Annotated in this window: 19 protein-coding genes; 9 read left to right on the forward strand and 10 right to left on the reverse strand. The window is 70.3% G+C overall.

The window, feature by feature from the left end; all coding sequences use genetic code 11:
• Nucleotides 1-267 precede the first annotated feature (267 nt).
• From A5706_RS01365 to A5706_RS01405, 9 genes are all read left to right on the forward strand, one after another.
• Complete coding sequence (locus tag A5706_RS01365) at nt 268-2,088, forward strand: penicillin-binding transpeptidase domain-containing protein (protein ID WP_068126306.1); 1,821 nt, start codon at nt 268-270, stop codon at nt 2,086-2,088.
• Nucleotides 2,089-2,132: 44 nt separating this feature from the next.
• Complete coding sequence (locus tag A5706_RS01370) at nt 2,133-2,717, forward strand: DUF1707 domain-containing protein (RefSeq protein WP_068126308.1); 585 nt, start codon at nt 2,133-2,135, stop codon at nt 2,715-2,717.
• 98 nt (nt 2,718-2,815) lie between these two features.
• Nucleotides 2,816-3,673 (forward strand): type I methionyl aminopeptidase, encoded by an 858-nt coding sequence (gene map / locus A5706_RS01375; RefSeq protein WP_068126311.1) that lies wholly within the window; start codon nt 2,816-2,818, stop codon nt 3,671-3,673.
• A 79-nt stretch (nt 3,674-3,752) separates the two neighbouring features.
• Nucleotides 3,753-5,249 carry a cobyric acid synthase gene (locus A5706_RS01380; RefSeq protein WP_068126313.1) on the forward strand — a complete coding sequence of 499 codons (1,497 nt, stop codon included), beginning with the start codon at nt 3,753-3,755 and terminating at the stop codon, nt 5,247-5,249.
• 59 nt (nt 5,250-5,308) lie between these two features.
• Nucleotides 5,309-5,860 (forward strand): alpha/beta hydrolase, encoded by a 552-nt coding sequence (locus A5706_RS01385; RefSeq protein WP_068126315.1) that lies wholly within the window; start codon nt 5,309-5,311, stop codon nt 5,858-5,860.
• Nucleotides 5,861-5,871: 11 nt separating this feature from the next.
• Nucleotides 5,872-7,224, forward strand: a complete 1,353-nt coding sequence (locus A5706_RS01390) for a glutamine synthetase family protein (RefSeq protein WP_068126316.1) — start codon at nt 5,872-5,874, stop codon at nt 7,222-7,224.
• Nucleotides 7,211-7,939 (forward strand): gamma-glutamyl-gamma-aminobutyrate hydrolase family protein, encoded by a 729-nt coding sequence (locus A5706_RS01395; protein WP_231984942.1) that lies wholly within the window; start codon nt 7,211-7,213, stop codon nt 7,937-7,939. Before A5706_RS01390 ends, A5706_RS01395 begins: the two co-directional genes overlap by 14 nt.
• Complete coding sequence (locus tag A5706_RS01400) at nt 7,936-9,303, forward strand: aldehyde dehydrogenase (protein WP_068126320.1); 1,368 nt, start codon at nt 7,936-7,938, stop codon at nt 9,301-9,303. The genes A5706_RS01395 and A5706_RS01400 overlap by 4 nt, the downstream gene beginning before the upstream one ends.
• Nucleotides 9,303-10,076: a 3-oxoacyl-ACP reductase gene (locus A5706_RS01405; protein ID WP_068126322.1), complete on the forward strand. Its 774-nt coding sequence runs from the start codon at nt 9,303-9,305 to the stop codon at nt 10,074-10,076. The genes A5706_RS01400 and A5706_RS01405 overlap by 1 nt, the downstream gene beginning before the upstream one ends.
• On the opposite strand, the gene A5706_RS01410 is transcribed toward A5706_RS01405, so the two are convergent.
• The 10 genes from A5706_RS01410 to A5706_RS01460 form a co-directional block, all read right to left on the reverse strand.
• Complete coding sequence (locus A5706_RS01410; RefSeq protein WP_068126323.1) at nt 10,063-10,902, reverse strand: PPE domain-containing protein; 840 nt, start codon at nt 10,900-10,902, stop codon at nt 10,063-10,065. The two genes, A5706_RS01405 and A5706_RS01410, sit on opposite strands and share 14 nt — an antisense overlap.
• Before the next feature lie 627 nt (nt 10,903-11,529).
• Nucleotides 11,530-12,642 (reverse strand): alkaline phosphatase family protein, encoded by a 1,113-nt coding sequence (locus A5706_RS01420; protein WP_068126328.1) that lies wholly within the window; start codon nt 12,640-12,642, stop codon nt 11,530-11,532.
• A 68-nt stretch (nt 12,643-12,710) separates the two neighbouring features.
• Nucleotides 12,711-13,445 carry a DUF6390 family protein gene (locus tag A5706_RS01425; RefSeq protein WP_255406287.1) on the reverse strand — a complete coding sequence of 245 codons (735 nt, stop codon included), beginning with the start codon at nt 13,443-13,445 and terminating at the stop codon, nt 12,711-12,713.
• Nucleotides 13,442-14,581 carry a hydrogenase formation protein HypD gene (gene hypD, locus A5706_RS01430; protein WP_068126329.1) on the reverse strand — a complete coding sequence of 380 codons (1,140 nt, stop codon included), beginning with the start codon at nt 14,579-14,581 and terminating at the stop codon, nt 13,442-13,444. Before hypD ends, A5706_RS01425 begins: the two co-directional genes overlap by 4 nt.
• 11 nt (nt 14,582-14,592) lie before the next feature.
• Nucleotides 14,593-14,865, reverse strand: coding sequence for a HypC/HybG/HupF family hydrogenase formation chaperone (locus A5706_RS01435; protein ID WP_068126330.1), 273 nt, complete (start codon nt 14,863-14,865; stop codon nt 14,593-14,595).
• Between the two features lie 13 nt (nt 14,866-14,878).
• Nucleotides 14,879-15,991 carry a hydrogenase expression/formation protein HypE gene (hypE, locus tag A5706_RS01440; RefSeq protein WP_082964126.1) on the reverse strand — a complete coding sequence of 371 codons (1,113 nt, stop codon included), beginning with the start codon at nt 15,989-15,991 and terminating at the stop codon, nt 14,879-14,881.
• Complete coding sequence (locus tag A5706_RS01445; RefSeq protein WP_068126333.1) at nt 15,988-16,656, reverse strand: SIS domain-containing protein; 669 nt, start codon at nt 16,654-16,656, stop codon at nt 15,988-15,990. Before A5706_RS01445 ends, hypE begins: the two co-directional genes overlap by 4 nt.
• Nucleotides 16,656-17,366, reverse strand: coding sequence for a hydrogenase assembly protein HupF (locus A5706_RS01450; protein ID WP_068126387.1), 711 nt, complete (start codon nt 17,364-17,366; stop codon nt 16,656-16,658). The genes A5706_RS01445 and A5706_RS01450 overlap by 1 nt, the downstream gene beginning before the upstream one ends.
• A 1-nt stretch (nt 17,367) precedes the next feature.
• On the reverse strand, nt 17,368-19,749 hold the full coding sequence (gene hypF / locus A5706_RS01455; RefSeq protein WP_068126334.1) for a carbamoyltransferase HypF: 2,382 nt from the start codon (nt 19,747-19,749) through the stop codon (nt 17,368-17,370).
• Between the two features lies 1 nt (nt 19,750).
• Nucleotides 19,751-20,017 (reverse strand): HypC/HybG/HupF family hydrogenase formation chaperone, encoded by a 267-nt coding sequence (locus A5706_RS01460; protein ID WP_068126337.1) that lies wholly within the window; start codon nt 20,015-20,017, stop codon nt 19,751-19,753.
• Between the last annotated feature and the right edge of the window lies 1 nt (nt 20,018).

The following is a 20,018-nucleotide window of genomic DNA, read 5'->3' on the forward strand; positions in this document are numbered from 1 at the left end:
CGACACACCGAGACCCGACCGTTATGCACGCGCACGTAACGTGGCGGCCCGACGAGTCGATCGCGTTGGGTGTGAATTGTGGGCTTTGCGTGTGAATCCTGGGTAGAAAGATCGCGTGATTCCCTCCACTTGTACACACTGAAAGCCCTGGATTCACACTCAACGCGACGGACTCGTCGGGCCGCCACGTTACGTGCGCGTGCATAACGGTCGGGTCTCGGTGTGTCGAGGCAGGTGTGGGCGCCGCAGTTCATAACATTTGCACCGATGGTCACAAAAGCAACAGCAGCCTCAGCCGGCGCGAGCGTGCTGCTCGTCGCGGCGATAAGCCTGTCCGGGTGCACGCCGCGGCCCGACGGCCCCGCGCCGGCCGCCGAGAAGTTCTTCGGCGCCTTGGCAATCGGGGACACCGCGACGGCCGCGCAGCTCAGCGACAACCCGAACGAGGCCCGTGAAGCGCTCAACGCCGCCTGGGCCGGGCTGCAGGCCACCCACCTGGATGCGCAGGTCCTCAGCTCGAAGTACGCCGAGGACACCGGGACAGTCGATTACCGGTTCACCTGGCACCTGCCCAAGAACCGGACCTGGAGCTATGACGGCCAACTGAAGATGGCCCGCGACGAGGGGCGCTGGGAGGTTCGGTGGGCCACCACCGACCTGCATCCCAAGCTTGGCGAGCACCAGACGTTCGCGCTGCGGGCCGATCGGCCGCGGCGCGCCTCGGTGAACGAGCTCGGCGGCAGCGACGTGCTGGCGCCGGGCTATCTGTATCACTACACGCTGGACGCCACCAAGGCCGGCCCGTCGGAGTCGCTGAGCTTCACCACTCACACGATCGTCGACGTGCTGCGGCCGTTCAACAACACGCTCACCGACCCGCAGGTGCTCGCCGAGCAGGCCAGCGCGGCGACGCACCCGCTGGACCTGGGCGTCACGCTGCACCCCGACGACAACGACAAGGTCTTCCCAGCGATCGGTCGGCTGCCCGGCATCGTCGTCACGCCGCAGGCCGAAATGCTGCCCACCGACCCGCATTTCGCGCCGGCCGTCATCGCCGAGGTCAAGAAAGCCGTGATGGACCAGCTCGACGGCCAGGCGGGCTGGCGGGTGGTCAGCGTCAACCAGAACAACGTCGACGTCGCCGTGCTGCACGAGGTCGAGGGGTCGCCGGCGCCGTCGGTGTCGATCACGCTGGACCGGGTGGTGCAGAACGCCGCCCAGCGCGCCGTGGACAACAAGGGCGGCAAGGCGATGATCGTCGTGATCAAGCCGTCGACGGGGGAGATCCTCGCGATCGCACAGAACAAGGGCGCCGACGCCGACGGCCTGCCCGCCACCAACGGCCTGTTCCCGCCCGGGTCGACCTTCAAGATGATCACGGCGGGCGCCGCCATCGACCGCGACATGGCCACCCCCAACTCGATGCTGGGTTGCCCGGGCCACATCGACATCGGGCATCGCACCATCCCCAACTACGGCGGCTTCGACCTCGGCGTGGTGCCCATGTCGCGGGCGTTCGCCAGTTCGTGCAACACGACGTTCGCCGAGCTGAGCAGCAGGATGCCGCCCCGCGGCCTGACCCAAACGGCCACCCGCTACGGCATCGGGCTCGACTACACCGTCGACGGCCTCACCACCGTGACCGGGTCGGTGCCCCCGACGGTGGACCTGGCCGAGCGCACCGAGGACGGCTTCGGCCAGGGCAAGGTGCTGGCGAGCCCGTTCGGCATGGCCCTGGTGGCGGCGACGGTCGCGGCCGGCAAGACCCCGGTGCCGCAGCTCATCGCCGGCCGCCCGACGACGGTCGAGGGGGACGACACCCCGATCAGCCCCAAGATGGTCGAGGCGCTGCGGCCGATGATGCGGCTGGTGGTGACCAACGGGACCGCCAAGGAGATCGCCGGGTGCGGCGAGATCTACGGGAAGACCGGTGAGGCCGAGTTCCCGGGCGGGTCGCACTCCTGGTTCGCCGGGTACCGCGGCGACCTGGCGTTCGCCGCGCTGATCGTCGGGGGTGGCAGCTCGGAGTGGGCGGTGCGGATGACGAAATTCATGTTCGAGGCGATGCCGCCGGGCTACCTGGCCTGAACTGCCCCGGTCCCGGGGGCTCCAACAGCGGTAAATTTGCGATCATGACCGATACCGGCGGGGACATGCTGGCGTTACGGGTCTCCGACGCCGACCGCAACGGCACGATGCGGCGGCTGCACAACGCCGTCGCGCTCGGCCTGATCGACATCGACGAGTTCGAGCAGCGCTCGACGCAGGTGTCCTACGCGCGCACCCGAAGCGAGCTGGACGGGTTGGTCGGTGACCTGCCCGGGCCCGGCGCATTCGTCTCGTCCGCGGCCGACCGGGTGGAGCTGCGCGGCTGGGCCGGCTCGCTGAAGCGCCACGGCGAGTGGACCGTGCCGACCCGGCTGGCGCTGGTGCGCCGGCTCGGCTCGGTGCACCTCGACCTCACCAGGGCCCGATTCGCCGGGCCGGTGGTGATCATCGAGCTCGACATGAGGTTCGGCTCGGTGGAGGTCCGGTTGCCCGAGGGCGCCAGTGCGTCGATCGACGACGTCGAGGTCTACGTCGGCAGCGCCAGCGATCGCCGCAAGGGCGCGCCGGGCGAGGGTACGCCGCATGTCGTGTTGACGGGCCGAGTGGTGTGCGGGTCGCTGATCATCCGCGGGCCGCGCCGCTCGCTGTTGCGCCGCCGATCTGGTTGATCGCGCTTCGCGTGTGAACCTGTGGCGCCCCACGCTCACACTCGAAGCCGCTGACGCACACGCGCCGCGCCGGGCGAGCGCCTATTAAGCTGGCCTGCATGCCAGCTCGCACCGCGCTTTCTCCCGGGGTGATGTCGCCGACTCTGCCGGTGCCCGGGCGCATCCCCCGCCCCGAGTATGTCGGCAAGCCGACCGCCCGGGAGGGCAGCGAGCCGTGGGTGCAGACGCCCGAGGTGATCGAGAAGATGCGCGTCGCCGGCCGGATCGCGGCCGGCGCCCTGGCCGAGGCGGGCAAGGCGGTCGCGCCCGGGGTGACGACCGACGAACTCGACCGGATCGCCCACGAGTACATGATCGACAACGGCGCCTACCCGTCGACGCTGGGCTACAAGGGCTTCCCGAAGTCGTGCTGCACGTCGCTCAACGAGGTCATCTGCCACGGAATCCCCGATTCGACGGTGATCGAGGACGGCGACATCGTCAACATCGACGTCACCGCCTACATCGACGGGGTGCACGGCGACACCAACGCGACGTTCCTGGCCGGCGACGTCGCCGAGGAGCACCGGCTGCTCGTGGAGCGCACGCACGAGGCCACGATGCGCGCGATCAACGCCGTCAAGCCGGGCCGCGCGCTCTCGGTGGTCGGCCGCGTCATCGAGTCGTACGCAAACCGGTTCGGGTACAACGTCGTTCGTGACTTCACCGGCCATGGCATCGGCACCACCTTTCACAACGGGCTGGTGGTGCTGCATTACGACCAGCCCTCCGTGGCGACGGTCATCCAGCCGGGAATGACGTTCACCATCGAACCGATGATCAACCTCGGCGCGCTGGACTACGAGATCTGGGACGACGGCTGGACGGTTGTCACCAAAGACCGCAAGTGGACCGCCCAGTTCGAGCACACGCTGCTGGTCACCGACACCGGCGCCGAGATCCTCACCTTGCCGTGAGGTTCCCCCCGCGAGCAGACGCAAAAGCCCCTATTTCGGCGCGAAATTGGGGGCTTTTGCGTCTGGTCGCCACAGAAAGGTGAGCGGGGCTCTGCTGGTCGCGGGCACCAGCTCCGACGCCGGTAAATCGGTGGTGGTGGCGGGCCTGTGCCGGTTGTTGGCGCGCAAGGGGATTCGAGTGGCGCCGTTCAAGGCGCAGAACATGTCCAACAACTCGGTGGTCACCGTCGAGGGCGGCGAGATCGGCCGCGCCCAGGCGATCCAGGCGCGCGCGGCGGGGCTCGAGCCCAGCGTGCGGTTCAACCCGATCCTGCTCAAACCGGGCGGCGACCGCACCTCGCAGCTGGTGATCCGGGGCCAGGTCGCCGAGTCGGTCACCGCGGCCGGCTATATCGAGCATCGCGACCGGCTCGCCGGCATCGTCGCACACGAATTGTCTTGCCTGCGAGCCGAATTCGACACGGTGATCTGCGAGGGCGCCGGCTCGCCGGCCGAGATCAACCTGCGCGCAACGGATTTGGCCAACATGGGGCTGGCCCGCGCCGCGAACCTGCCGGTGCTCCTGGTCGGCGACATCGACCGCGGCGGGCTGCTGGCGCACCTGTTCGGGACGGTCGCGGTGCTCGAGCCCGAGGACCAGGCGCTGATCGCCGGCTTCGTCGTCAACAAGTTCCGCGGCGACCCCGCGCTGCTGGAACCCGGTCTGCGCCAGCTGCACGCCCTGACCGGCCGCCCGACCTACGGCGTGCTGCCCTACGCCGAGGAACTCTGGCTGGACGCCGAGGACTCGCTGTCGGTGGTCGCGAGCCGTGTCCTCGGCACGCCCGCGCCGCCCCGCGGCGATCAGTGGCTGCGGGTCGCCGCGATCCGGCTGCCCCGCATCTCCAACTCCACCGACGTCGAGGCGCTGGCCTGCGAGCCCGGCGTGCTGGTGCGCTGGATCACCGATCCCGCCGACCTGGCCGACACCGACCTGATCGTGGTGCCCGGCAGCAAGGCGACCGTCGCCGACCTGGCGTGGCTGCGCGAGCGCGGCCTGGCCGGCGCGATCGTCGACCACGCCCGGGCCGGCAAGCCGGTGCTGGGCATCTGCGGCGGCTTCCAGATGCTGTGCCGGCGCATCGAGGACACGGTCGAATCCGGCGCCGGGGAGGTCGCCGGTCTGGGCCTGCTCGACGCCGACATCGCCTTCGGCGAGGCCAAGGTCCTGCGGCGCTGGCAGCGGCCGCTCTCCGGATACGAGATCCACCACGGGCGCCTCTCCCGCTGCGCCGAGGACACCTGGTTTGCCCATGACGCCGAACCCCACGGCGTCGTGCGCGGCGCCGTCTTCGGCACCCACTGGCACGGCCTGCTCGACAACGACGACTTCCGCCGGGGCTGGCTCACCCGGGTCGCCGACACGGCCGGCCGCGACGGTTTCGTCGTCGCCGACACCAACGTCGCCGCGCGCCGCGACGCCCAACTCGACGCGATCGCCGACCTGCTGGCCGCCCATCTCGACGTCGACGCGGTCCTAGGGCTGCTCGACGGGCCGCCGCCGCGACCGTTGATTACCAGTGCGTTACGCCAGTAGGAGAGGAGGAAACCTCGCGCACGCTGGCCTTTGACAGGTAACGTGCGTGAGTGCACTCGATGATGACCACGCTCGACGGATTTCCCGTTCCGGTGTCCGTAGCCGGGCCGGAGAAGGGTGTCGTCGTCGTCATCCTCGGAGACCAGCAGCGTTCGCCGGTCGCCTACGAAGCGGTGTGCGAGCGCCTGCATACCGCCTCGCTTCGCACGGTCGTCATCGGCCTCGACCCGCGCCTGACCGCGAAATCAGTGGTCGGCATCCTCGACTCGCTGGGCATCCGCTGGGCCGTGGTCTTCGGCGACCGCGCCGGGGGTGAGCTCGCCTGGGAACTGGCGGCCACCCGGTTGGGCCGGTTCGTCGGCCTGGTCGTCATCGACCGCGGGCATCCGCGGGTTGCCGACCCCAACGGCGTGGTGCTCGACGAGCACTGCCCGCCGGTGGAAATCGGCACCACCGTGCTGGTCAGCTCGCCGGCCGCCAAGGCCGTGGCGGACGCGAGCCAGCGGTACGTCTATGCCGAATACCGCGTGGTCGACCTAGGCCGGCGCACCGTGCAGGAGTCGACGGCACAGCTGGCCGCCGAGATCGTCCTGCGCACCAGCACGTGGTAGCGCCTTCCGCCATGCTCACGTTGGCCGCGCTGGACGAACTGGTGGGCGGCGGCGCCGTGGACACCGTCATCGTGGCGTTCGCCGACATGCAGGGCCGGCTGGTCGGCAAGCGCATGTCGGCCCGGCTCTTCGTCGACGAGGTCGCCGCGCACGGCGCCGAGTGCTGCAGCTATCTGCTCGCCGTCGACGTCGACATGAACACGGTTTCCGGCTACGCGATGTCGAGCTGGGAAACCGGATACGGCGACATGGTGATGACGCCGGACCTGGCCACCCTGCGCCTGGTCCCGTGGCTGCCGAGCACCGCGCTGGTGATCGCCGACCTCGGCTGGGCCGACGGCGGTGAAGTCGCCGTCGCGCCCCGGGCGATCCTGCGCCGCCAGCTCGCCCGGCTGGGCGAGCGCGGCCTGGCCGCCGACATCGCCACCGAGCTGGAGTTCATCGTGTTCGACGAGCCGTACCGCCAGGCATGGGCGAGCGGCTACCGCGGGCTGACGCCGGCCAGCGACTACAACATCGACTACGCGATGCTGGCGTCGTCGCGGATGGAGCCGCTGCTGCGCGACATCCGGCTGGGGATGGAGGGCGCGGGCCTGCGGTTCGAGGCCGTCAAGGGCGAATGCAACCGGGGCCAGCAGGAAATCGGGTTCCGCTACGACGAGGCGCTGGTCACCTGCGACAACCACACCATCTACAAGAACGGCGCCAAGGAGATCGCCGATCAGCACCGCAAGAGCCTGACGTTCATGGCGAAATACGATGAGCGGGAAGGCAATAGCTGCCACATCCATCTGTCGCTGCGAGGGCCGGACGATACGGCCGTGTTCGACGACGGCGGCCGCCCGCACGGCATGTCGGCGACGTTCTGCGGTTTCCTCGCGGGCCTGTTGGCCACCCTGCGCGAACTGACGCTGTTCTACGCGCCAAACATCAACTCCTACAAGCGATTCGCCGACGGCAGCTTCGCGCCCACCGCGATCGCGTGGGGCCTGGACAACCGCACCTGCGCGCTGCGGGTGGTCGGCCACGGGCGCAACCTGCGGGTCGAATGCCGGGTGCCCGGCGGCGACGTCAACCCCTACCTCGCTGCGGCGGCGCTGATCGCCGGGGGGCTGTACGGTATCGAACGGGGCCTCGAGCCGCCCGCGCCCTACACCGGGAACGCCTACGAGGCAACCGACGTCGAGCGGCTGCCCGGCACGCTCGCCGAGGCGGCGGCGCTGTTCGAAGGCTCGGCGCTCGCGCGGGAGGCCTTCGGCGACGACGTCGTCGCGCACTACCTGAACAACGCCCGCGTGGAGTTGGCGGCGTTCAACGCGGCGGTCACCGACTGGGAGAGGATGCGAGGGTTTGAACGGCTCTAGTCCCGATCGGCCGGTGGTCGGCCTGACCAGCTATCTCGAGCAGGTGCGGACCGGGACCTGGGATATCCCCGCCGGTTACCTGCCCGCCGACTACTTCGAGGGCGTCGTCATGGCCGGCGGCATCGCGGTGCTGCTGCCGCCGCAGCGCGCGGACTCCGGGGTCGTCGATCGCCTGCTGGACGGCCTGGACGCGCTGGTGATCACCGGCGGCTACGACCTCGACCCCGCGCACTACGGCCAGGACCCGCACCCGGCCACCGACGAGCCCCGCACCGACCGCGACGCCTGGGAGCTCGCGCTGCTGCGCGGCGGACTGGACCGCGGGCTTCCCGTGCTGGGCATCTGCCGGGGCGCGCAACTACTCAACGTCGCGTTCGGCGGCACCCTGCACCAGCACCTGCCCGACGTCCTCGGCCACAGTGGCCACCGCGCCGGCAACGGGGTGTTCAACCGGTTGCCGGTCCGCACGGTCTCCGGCACGCGCCTGGCCGCGTTGATCGGCGAGTGCGTCGACGCGCCCTGTTATCACCACCAGGCCATCGACAAGGTCGGCGACGGCTTGGTGGTGAGCGCGATGGACCCCGACGGCGTGGTCGAGGCCGTCGAGGTGCCCGGCGACGCGTTCGCGCTTGCGGTGCAATGGCATCCGGAGAAATCGCTTGACGACCTGCGGCTGTTCAAGGCGGTGGTGGAAGCCGCGCGGGTCACCCGATGACGGCAACGCAACTGGTCAACCCCGCGACCGAGGAAGAGCTGCGTTCCGTCGAGCTCTTCGACGCCCCCGCCGTTGACGACGCCGTGGCGCGCGCCCGGGCGGCCCAGCGGCGCTGGGCGCGGTTGGCGCCGGCGGATCGAGCGGCGGCCCTGCGGGCGTTCGCCGCCATCGTCGACGCCCACGTCGACGAACTGGCCGCGCTCGAGGTGGCCAACTCGGGGCACCCGATCACATCGGCGGAATGGGAGGCCGGCCACGTCCGCGACGTGCTGACGTTCTACTCGGGCAGCCCGGAACGCTTGTCCGGCAAGCAAATTCCCGTCGCCGACGGCATCGACGTCACCTTCAACGAGCCGCTGGGCGTCGTCGGCGTGATCACGCCGTGGAACTTCCCGATGCCGATCGCGTCGTGGAGCATCGCCCCCGCGCTGGCCGCCGGCAACGCCGTACTGGTCAAGCCCGCCGAGTGGACGCCGCTGACCACGATGCGGCTGGGCGAGCTGGCGGTCGAGGCCGGGCTCGATGCGGACCTGCTCCAGGTGCTGCCCGGGAAGGGCGCCGTGGTGGGGGAGCGGCTCGTCACCCACGCGGGAGTGCGCAAGGTGGTGTTCACCGGCTCCACCGAGGTGGGCAAGAGCGTGATGGCGGGCGCGGCGGCGCAGGTCAAGCGGGTGACGCTGGAACTCGGCGGCAAGAGCGCCAACATCGTCTTCGCCGACTGCGACCTGGAGCGCGCGGCGGCGACCGCGCCCGCCGGGGTGTTCGACAACGCCGGGCAGGACTGCTGCGCACGCAGCCGGATCCTGGTGCAGCGCAGCGTGTATGACCGCTTCATGGAGTTGCTCGAGCCGGCGGTCAAGGCTGTCGCCGTCGGGGACCCCGCCTCCCGCGACACCGAGATGGGTCCCCTGGTGTCGGGCGCGCACCGCGACAAGGTCGCCTCCTACGTGCCCGACGACGCCCCCGTCGCCTTCCGGGGCACCGCGCCGTCCGGCCGCGGGTTCTGGTTTCCGCCAACGGTTCTCACCCCGCAGCGCAACGACCGCGCCGTCACCGAGGAGATCTTCGGTCCCGTCGTCACCGTGTTGGCGTTCGACGACGAGGACGACGCCGTCGCGCTCGCCAACGACACCGCCTACGGGCTGTCGGGATCCATCTGGACCGACGACCTGTCCCGGGCCCTGCGGGTGTCGCGGGCGGTCGAGTCGGGCAACCTGTCGGTGAACTCGCACTCCTCGGTCCGCTACAACACGCCGTTCGGCGGGTTCAAGCAGTCCGGGCTGGGCCGCGAGCTGGGCCCCGACGCGCCATTGCATTTCACCGAGACCAAGAACGTGTTCATCGCCGTCAAGGAGGGCTCGTAATGGACCTGTCGCAGCGGCTGGCGGGCCGGGTCGCGGTGATCACCGGCGGTGCCGGCGGCATCGGGTTGGCCGCGGCGCGGCGGATGCGCGCGGAAGGCGCGAGCATCGTCGTGGGCGACGTCGACCGCGACGCCGGCGCGGCCGCCGCCGAGGAGCTCTCGGGTTTGTTTGTGCCGACGGATGTTTCGGACGAGGACGCGGTCAACGCGCTGTTCGACGCCGCCGCCGAGGCCTACGGCTGGGTCGACATCGCGTTCAACAACGCCGGCATCTCACCGCCCGAGGACGACCTGATCGAGAACACCGAACTTCCGGCGTGGCAACGAGTGCAGGATGTCAACCTCAAATCGGTCTACCTGTGTTGCCGGGCCGCGCTGCGGCACATGGTGCCCGCGCAGAAGGGGTCGATCATCAACACGGCGTCGTTCGTCGCGGTGCTGGGGTCGGCCACGTCGCAGATCTCCTACACCGCGTCCAAGGGCGGGGTGCTCGCCATGTCGCGGGAGTTGGGCGTGCAGTTCGCCCGGCAGGGCATCCGCGTCAACGCGCTGTGCCCCGGACCGGTCAACACCCCACTCCTGCAAGAGCTTTTCGCCAAGGACCCCGAACGCGCGGCGCGCCGGCTGGTGCACGTGCCGCTGGGCCGATTCGCCGAGCCCGACGAAATCGCCGCCGCGGTGGCGTTTTTGGCCAGCGACGACGCGTCGTTCATCACGGCGTCGACGTTCCTGGTCGACGGCGGCATCAGCTCCGCCTACGTCACCCCGCTCTGACGGCCGGGTGGCGCAGCCGCGCCATCGCCATCGCCCACGCCCGTGGCACCGAGAGCCCCCCGATTGACGCCCCACGTCCGAAACTGGCCAACGGTCCGACGCGGGCCGGCTTCCGGACGAGCGAGCGCAGCGCCGCCCTTTTGTTGAGCGCGCTCAGGTATCCGATCGCCGGGCCCGACGGTGCGCACAGGGAACTCAGCCTGGACAGCGCCGGGGTCACCGGCGACAGCGACGCCTCCAGGGGCGTCAACGGCGACACCGAAAATGCTTGCAGCGCTTCGGGAATGGCCGACATCACCCGACCGCCGGCCGACACGACGTCCGGCGCCGAGCGCAGGGCCCAGGGACCGGCCGTCGCGCCCGCGTATCCCGGCGGCGAGCTGAACGGAGCCAGCGTCGCCGCGTCGGCCGCGGCGACGGCGTAGGCGTACATGGCGTCGGCGTCGCGGGCCCACATCTGCTCGTACTCGGCGTCGACGTCCGCGATGGCCGGGCCGCTTTGCGCAAGGCAGTTCCCGCGGCCCAGCGACCTCAGCTGCGCGCGGTTGGCGGTGATCGCCGGTGGGGGAACCATTGCCGCCAGCGCCGAATGATGGGCTCTCGCCGCCGCCGCGGCCTGGGCGCCCGCCTGCTCGGCGCGCGCCGCGGCAGTGTGCAGCCAATTCACGTACGGCGCCGCGCCCTCCAGCATTGGCGCCTGCGCCGCCGAATACAGCCCCGCCGCAAGCCGGTCCCAGGCCGCAGCGGCCTCGGTCATCGATCCCGCGCCGGGGCCCGAATGCATCAGCCCGGAGTTGATTTCCGGCGGAAGCGTCGCGAAATCCATTACCACCCCTCCATCCGAATCCACCCGAATCCACCCGAATGCCACCCGAACCCATGGAATCTTCCCTGATATACGTGCCAGGGTTACAGCCAGGTCGCCCTCATAACGGTGAATGAGCTGTGAGAATGCTCGGCGCCGACTTTGAAAACAGGTGCTTTCATTTTTGGGTGACTGCGAAGTAAGGTTGACATAACCAGCGGTGCGGTCGGGGGCGGCGCTAACCTGCAAGCGAATATCACGGGGGACGAAAGTTGTATGCGGCGACCTGCCGCCACTGCGGCAGGGAAATTGTCCAGCACCCTTCGGGGGTGTGGATCCCCCGGAATGGCTCCATGAAAAGCGATCCCGATGGCATCTACTGCCCGGTCTCAGCCGGCTTGCGCCGCCCCCGGATGCTGCACGAACCCATGCCTTCCGACCTGGCGGGGGCGCCCCGGTGGCTGTCCCCGGACGCTTCCCGCGTTCGTACCACCGCGAGTGTGGACGGCGACTCCAAGCGCCGACGCATCCGGCGGCCGCATGTCCCTGAGGCCGTCCGGATGCGCCTTGGGCGTGCCCTCGTTCGGCTGAAGGACCTGGCGCGGTTCCGCATGGCCTGGTGGTGACGCGCCGAGGGGCCCGGGCGGATCAGAAAACGATCAGCGGAATCGCCATCTCGGCCGGGGTGGCCCCGCCGTGAAAGCCGATGAGGCGGGCGGATTCCGGGGGCTCGTGGGCGGTCGCCAGCACGGCGGTGTCGCCGGTGCAGACGACGACGACGTCGCCGATCCGCGCCAGGTGCGCCGGGTCGACGGGCCCGAACATGCCGGTGGCGACCGCGTGCTCGCGGTCGTAGACGTCCGCCCGGCCGTCGAGCGCCTCGGCCCACGCGGCCCGGACATCGTCGGCGGCACCCCGGTCGGTGTGCAGGTAGCGCACCCGCGGCTCGCCGGCGACCACGCGCACCCCGTCGCTCAGCCGCGGGTCGGTGTCGAGGTCGACGCGGGACTCCGCGGGGACGTTGAGGCCGCCGTGGTCGGCGGTCACGAGCAGCGCCGCGTTCGGCGGCAGGGTATCGACCAGCCGGGTCAGCAGGGCGTCGACGCGCACCGCCGCCTCGTGCCAGTGCTGGGACCCGATGCCGAATATGTGGGCGGCGGTGTCCAGGTCGGCGATGTAGCCGAAGACCAGGCCCGGCCCCGCCTGCAGCTCGTCGGCCATCACCTGGGCGTAGTCGTCGGTCGGTTGTGTCGGGCGGAAGCGCGCGCCGCGGTACGCCGCGTCGGTCAGTCCGCTGCCGATGAACGGCGCGGGCAGCACCGCCCGCGCGGCGATGCCGGCCTGCTCGAGCCGGCCGAACCAACTCGGCAGCGGCTGCCATTCGGCGTGGGGCGGGTCATCGCGCCACACGATGTGCGTGAGCACCCGGTCCGTGCCGGGCACATTGAGCGTGAACCCGAGGATGCCGTGCTCACCGGGCCGCGCGCCGGTGCCCAGGGAGACCAGGCTGCTCGGCGTCGTCGAGGGAAACGTGCAGGTGAGTTCCGCCAGGCTTCCGGTCTCACCCGCCAGCACCGAGGCCAGCAGCGGCGCGTCACCGGTCAGCTTGGGTAGCAGGTGCCAGCCCATCCCATCGACCAGCACGACCGCGACGCGGTCGACGGCGCCGACGGATTCCGCGAGGCCCAAGCGGTCGGCCCCGTCGGGGGCGCCGAGCAGGGCGGCGGCGGCCGGCAGCACGTCGCAGATCGAGCCGGGCACGACGCCCAGTCTGGCACGAGCCAGACGGTCTCAGTTGATTCGGCGCACGTTCTGGGCAACCACGGTGCCTAAACGTGCGCCAGCCGTTGGCTGGTCACCCGCAGCTGACGGTCGGTGCTGTCGGCGAGCGCGCGAACCTGCTCCGGTGTCAGCCGGCCGCACAGCCGGCCCCAGTGCACCGCGACCTCGTCGCCGACGGCGACGTCGGGCACGGCGCTGTACCCGTCGGCCCAGACGTCGAGCGGTCGCACGGCGGGCTCGGACAGGGTCAGGGCCCGGCCGTCCCAGAGCAGGTTCCGGCACGACACCTCGACGTCGTCGTTCTCGCGGGAAACGACTGTGCCCCAGGTGATCCGGCAGCTGTCCAGCACGCTCAACGGGTGTTCATCCATGCCGCGACCCAAGAACCGGGTCCACGGATACACGCCGAACACATGGAAGCAGTGGTTGGCGGCGGCCTCGTGGCCCAGCTCGGGCGTGAGGTGCGACCAGTACCGGCCGGCCTGTGGGCCGATGATGTCCAGCAGCGCGTCGAAGAACGCGCCCGGATCCAGGCCGGCGCCGAGACCGCCGCCGAGCCAATAGGATTCGACGAGCCGGTAATCCAGCGGGTCGGCGACGCCGGTCAGCCGGGACAGCACCTGCAGGTAGGGCCAGGCCCCGGAAAATCCCGTCGCCGCGCGGCGCACCTCGTCGACGGAACCGTCGCGCAGGGTGGCCCCGAGCGGGGGCCCGCAGTAGCCCAGGGCGTTGGGGGCGTACGCGTAGCGGGCGAACATGTCGGCACCGCGGATGTCGGTCAAGTGCGCCCCACCAGCTTGACCGCGTCACGATGCATGCGGCCGAAGTTGTAGTAGGCCGCGCACGCCCCCTCGGGCGACACCATGCACGTGCCGATCGGCGTCTCGGGGGTGCACGCGGTGCCGAAAACCTTGCACTCCCAAGGTTTCAGCACGCCCTTGAGCACCTCGCCGCACTGGCAGGCCTTGGGGTCGGCGACGCGAACGCCGGGCATCGCGAAGCGCAGCTCGGCGTCGAATTCCGCGAAGTCGTCGTGCAGCCGCAGCGCGCTCTGCGAGATGAAGCCCAGGCCGCGCCATTCGAAGTGCGGGCGCAGCGCGAACACCTTGCCCATCAGCGCCAGCGCGGCGGGGTTGCCGCGCTCGGGGACCACGCGCTTGTACTGGTTCTCCACCTCGCAGCGGCCCTCGCGGATCTGGGTCAGCAGCATCGCGACCGCCGCCAAGATGTCCAACGGCTCGAAACCCGCCACCACCAACGGCTTTCGGTACACCTCGGGCACGAACCGGTAGGGGCGGTTGCCCACCACCGTCGACACGTGCCCGGGTCCGATGAACCCGGACAGCCGCAAGTCGGGGGATTCCAGGATGGCCTTGATCGGCGGGACGATGGTGACGTGGTTGCAGAAGACGCTGAAATTGGGCAGGCCCAGGTCGCGGGCGCGCACCAGCGTCACCGCGGTCGAGGGCGCGGTGGTCTCGAAGCCGATGGCGAAGAACACGATTTGCTTGTCGGGGTTGTCGACGGCGATTTTCAGCGCGTCGAGCGGCGAGTAGACGAACCGCACATCGGCGCCGCGCGCCTTGGCGTCCAGCAGGCTGCCGTTGGACCCGGGCACCCGCATCATGTCGCCGAAGCAGGTGAAGATGACGTCGGGCTGGCCGGCCAGCCACATCGCGTCGTCGATGCGGCCCATCGGGATCACGCAGACCGGGCAGCCCGGGCCGTGCACCAGCTCCACGTTGTCGGGCAGCAGGTGTTCGATGCCGTGCCGGTAGATGGTGTGCGTGTGCCCACCACACACCTCCATGAACTTGAACTGATCGCCACCGTCGCCCGCCAAGCGCGCCAGGCTGTTTATGGCCCCCAGCAGTTTGCGGGCGGCGGCCGGATCACGAAACTCGTCAACGAATTTCATAGCAATTCCCCTTAGATGATGGCCGACGAGTCGAACGCTTCCATTTCGGTTTGATAGGCCTCACCGAGTTTCTGGATCGCGGCCAGCGTGAGCAGCGCCTCGCTCTCGTCGATCTTGGCCATGGCGAAGCCGACGTGGACCAGCACCCAGTCGTCGGGCTCGGGCATGTCGTCCTCCAGCAGCCGCACGCTGATGGTGCGCTGCACGCCGCTGACGTCCACCTTGGCCAGATAGTTGGCGGGATCGGTGATTTCGACGATCCGGCCCGGAATCCCAAGACACATCTTCGGTCCTCCCTTAACAAATCCTCGGCAGCGGGTCCCCGACGAGCATGTCGACGATCCGCGTTCCGCCGAACCCGGTGCGCAGCACCACGGTTTCGGCGGGTTCGGCGACGATCTTCCCTACCTCGGCCGCGTCGACGCCCAGGGGATGGGACCGCAACGCGGCCAGCCCGGCGTCGGCCTCCTCCGGGGCGACGACGGCGACGAACTTGCCCTCATTGGCGACGTACAAGGGATCGATGCCGAGCAACTCGCAGGCGCCATTGACCATGGGCCGCACGGGAAGTCGCTCCTCTTCGAGCAGCACCCCGAGGCCGCAGGCCTGGGCGAGTTCGTTGCACACGGTGCCGACCCCGCCGCGGGTCGCGTCGCGCATCCACCGGGTGGACGGGGCGGCCGCCAGGAGCAGCTCCACCAGTGGGCTGACGGACGCGGTGTCGGAGGCGATGTCGGCCTCGATGGCCAGGTCGCCGCGGGCAAGCATCACGGCCATGCCGTGATCGCCCATCGGCCCCGACAGCAGCACCTTGTCCCCGGTGCGCACCGACTGCGCCGACAGCGAGCGCCCGTCGGGGATGACGCCCGCGCCGGTGGTGGTGACGAACAGCCCGTCGGCCGCGCCCTTGGGGACCACCTTGGTGTCTCCGGTGACGATCTGCACACCCGCGACCGCGGCGGCGGCCGCCATGTCGGCGACGATCTCCTTCAACTCCGCGATCGGAAAGCCCTCTTCGATGACGAACGCCGCGGAGATCCAGGACGGCACGGCCCCGGCCATCGCGAGGTCGTTGCAGGTGCCGTGGACGGCGAGCTCACCGATCGACCCGCCGGGAAAACGCCTGGGCTGCACCACGAACGAGTCCGTCGACATCGCCAGGCGCTCGCCTCCTGGCAGCGCCAGGACCGCGCCGTCGCCGAGGGACTCCAGCAGCGGGTTGCGGAAGGCCTCCAGGAACACCGCGTCCACCAGTGCGGCCGATGCCTTGCCGCCCGCCCCGTGGGCCAGCGTCACGTGGTCGTCGAGCAACCGGGGGCGACGCCTGCGAAACGACTCGATCCGCTCGATCACCTCGCCCTCGCCGAACCGTGGGCCCGACGAAAGGTACTCGCCCGCAGGCTTATTCATGCCGCCCCCAGACCCTTATCGCCCAGCTGGTGATGCACGCTCAGCCACAGCTGGTAGCCCAGCAGCGCCTGTGACTCCTGGATCCGGTGCACGCTTTGCGACCGAACGACGAAGCAGGCGTCCACGTTGGGGTTGTCGGCGAACGCGCCGCCGTCGTAGCCGGCGAAACCGATTGTGTACAGGCCGCGCCGGTGTGCCTCGGCCAGCGCGGCGAGCAGGTTGGGCGACCCGCCGCTCGTCGACATGGCGATCGCGATGTCGCCGACTTTCGCCCGCGCGATCAACTGGCGGGCGAACACCAACTCGAATCCGACGTCGTTGCCTAGTGCGGTCATGACCGCCTGGTCGGCCGTCAGTGGCCACGCGGGCAGCGGCCTGCCGATAGGGGGTCGGGCGAACAGCCTCGCCAGCGTCGTGGAATCGGTGCAGCTGCCGCCGTTTCCGAAGGTGAAAAGCCGTCCGCCCGTCGCGAACCGGCGCGCCAGCTCGGCGGCGGCCGCCTCCACCAGGTCGGCGTTGGCCTCCAGGGTGGAGCGGCGCAGCGCCAGGCTCTCGGCCGCTTTGGCCTGCGCCGACGCGGCCAGGTCGGCCAGCAGCGACTTCGCGTCATCCTCCTGCGCGTCGATGAACGGGTACAGGAAGTTGGTGGGCTCGTCTTGACTCATCAGCAGTCCTCCAGCCGGCCGATCGCCGCCCCGGCATGCACCAGCACCAGGTCGCCGGCGTCGACCGGGTCGACGAGCGTGGTTATCACGTCCTCGACGCCGCGCGCGGTGCGCACCGACGCTTGGCCGCCGGCGGAGGGGCTGATCACCTCGCCCAGGCGACCCTCGTCGCTGCACGTCACGCAAATCTCTTCCGAACACTCGTCCTTCAGCAACCCCGGGTGTTCGAAACACACGTGGGTCAGTTCCCACAGCAGGTGATAGAAGAGCACGAAGCCGCCCGTCGCCGGCACCCGCGGATCCGGGTCGTCGAGCCACAGCACGTGGTCGGCCATCCCGGCCGACGGCCGCTCGCCGCTGCCGATCCAGATCGTGGTTGCCCCCCATGCCGGGGCGCGCCGCATCACCGAGCGCACCTGCGGATCGTCGGCCCCGGAGACCGCGACCACGATGTCACCGGGCCGCACCGACACTCGCACCAGGTCCACCAGGTCGGGCCCGGTCAGCGCGACCGCGGGCAGCGCGCGCTTACCCACGATCACCGGGTGCACGAACTCGACCGCGATGTGCAGCGCGTGCGGTTCCCACGACGGCGCGATGGACCACATGGTGGCCCCCGCGGCGAAACGCTTGGCCAGCGTGAACGCGGCGGCCGCCAGGTCCTCCGCCAACTCGGCGCCCAGCCCGCGATCAATGGCAGTAGTGGTCACCTCACGCATCCTCTTCCAAACCCGTCAGCATCGAGATGGCGGCCTGACCCAGCGCCAGCCCACCGTCATTGGGCGGGACGATGTGGTGGGTCAGCACCTCGAATCCGTTGCGCTGCAGGCACTTACGGCAAGCACGCAGCAGCAGCACGTTCTGGAAAACCCCGCCGGTGAGCCCCACGAGGCGGATATCGCCCGCCACGTGACGGACCACCTTGGCGACGGCGTCCGCGAGCGCCTCGTGGAAGGCGGCGGCCAGCAGCGCGGGCGCGGTGCCGGCGTAGCGGGCCGCCACCATCGTTTGCACCATCGTCGTCGGATCGATCACCCCGTCGGCCCGCACCGTCAGCGGCAGCGACGGCCCCTGGTCGTCCGAGGCCGTCTCCGCGAGCGCCTCGAGCTCGATGGCGGCCTGGCCCTCGTAGTCGATCCGGTGCCGCACCCCGAGCAGCGAGGCGACCGCGTCGAACAGCCGGCCGACGCTCGAACACGGCACACACCCGGCTCCGCTCTCCAATTGCGAACGGGTGAGCCGCAATTCGTCCTCGGTCGCGGCGGCGACCGGCGCGAGGTCGGGGGTCCAGTCGATGCCGGCCATCCACAATTGAGACAGCGCCATCCGCCACGGGTTGCGCACCGCGGCGTCACCGCCCGGCAGCGGCACCGGCAGCAGATGGCCGGCCCGAGCGAACCGGTGGCTGTCGGTCCCGAGGGCGAGAACCTCGCCGCCCCAGATGGTTTGGTCGCAGCCGTAGCCGGTGCCGTCGAACGAAACCCCGATGACGGGCTCCCCGAGCCGGCCGTGCTCGGCAAGCAGCGAGACGACGTGTGCGTGGTGGTGCTGGACGAGATCCAGCGGCCGCTCGCCGGTGTGGCGCTCCGCCCAACCCCGGGTGTGATACCCCGGGTGCAGGTCCGCGGCCATTCGTGCCGGCTCGCCCCGCATCCCGGAGAGCTGACTGACCGCGCGCTCGAACGCCCGCAGCGTCTCCCAGGTGGCCATGTCGCCGATGTGGCCGGACAGGTACGCCCGCGAGCCGTCGGTGAGGCAGAAGGTGTTCTTCAGCTCCCCGCCCACGGCGAGCACCGCCGGGCCCGTCCGCCCGAGATCTACGGGCAGCGGCGCATAGCCGCGGGAGCGGCGGATCGGCAGCTCGCGAGCCCCTTTTTCGTCCCTAATAACGCGTACCACCGAGTCGTCGCACGGCACGTGGATCGGCCGATCGTGGTCGAGGACCGCGTCGCACAGCGCCGGAAGCCGTTCGGCGGCATCGCCATCGGTGAAGCAGATGGGCTCGTCGGAGCGGTTGGCACTCGTCATAACCAGCGCATCGGGGACCCACTCGGCTGCGCCGGGCACGGGCGCCAGCAGCAGGTGATGGATGGGGGAGTACGGCAGCATCAGCCCGAGCAGCGGGCTGCCCGGCGCGACGGCGTCGGCGACGGGCGCTGCGCTGTTTGGGGGGCGGCGGCGCAGCAGCACGATCGGGCGGGCGGGGCTCGACAGCATCGCGGCCTCGTCGGCGTCGACGTGCACGTAGCGCCGCGCGACCTCGAGGTCGCGGACGAGCATGGCGAACGGCTTGGCGCCCCGCGCCTTTCGGGCCCGAAGGGCGCCGACCGCCGCGTCGTCGTCGACCGCGCAGGCCAGGTGGTAGCCGCCGATCCCCTTGACGGCGACGACGGCACCGGCCGCCAGCGCGCGCTGGGCGGCCGCCAGCGCGGCATCCGACCCGGTGACCTCACCGGCGTCCGACGAAAACCGCAGCGACGGACCGCAATCCGGGCACGCGATCGGCTGCGCGTGGAAGCGGCGGTCCGCCGGGTCGTGGTATTCGGCCGCGCACTCCTCGCACATGGCGAATCCCGCCATGGTGGTCGCCGGGCGGTCGTAGGGCAACTCGCGGATGATGGTGAACCGCGGCCCGCAGTTGGTGCACGTCACGAAGGGGTGCCGGTAGCGGCGGTCGCGCGGGTCGAACAACTCCCGGACGCAGTCGTCGCACACCGCGATGTCGGGCGGGATCGGCGTCTTGAAAATGCGCTCACCGGCGATCGTCCGGCTCTCGACGATCCGGAACTCGCGGTCGTCGACGGCCTCGGCGGCCAGGTCGGTGACCGTCACGCTGCCGATGCGCGCCAGCGGCGGCGCCTCGGCGCGCAGGCGGCGACCGAATTCCTCGACGCGCCCGCGGTCGCCCTGCACCTCGAGGAACACCGCCCCGGAATCGTTGCCGACGAATCCGGCCAGGCCGAGTTCGCTGGCGATGCGGTGGACGAACGGACGGAAGCCAACCCCCTGGACGACACCGGTCACGGTGAAGCGCTGCCGGACGTCATCGTCGTGCTCCGAAGACAAGGCGAGCATCAGGGGGGACTGGGTCATCTCAACCGCCCCCCGGGCTGACCGTCGGGTCGGGGCGGCCCCTGCCCATCAGCTCGAGGCCGGCCATCGCTTCCTCCGCGCCGGCGCGGTCCGTCTTCTCCACGGCGAAGCCCATGTGGATGATTATCCAGTCGCCGGGCGCGAACGTCTCCTCCGGCAGCATGCCGACGTTGACCCGGCGCTCCTCCCCGGTGACGTCGACCAGCGCGAGCTGTCCCTCGTATCCGTCCAACATCCGGATCACTTGACCGGGGATCCCCAGACACATG

The sequence above is a fragment of the Mycobacterium sp. E796 genome, from assembly GCF_001672815.1.
In the GTDB taxonomy this organism is placed as follows: domain Bacteria; phylum Actinomycetota; class Actinomycetes; order Mycobacteriales; family Mycobacteriaceae; genus Mycobacterium.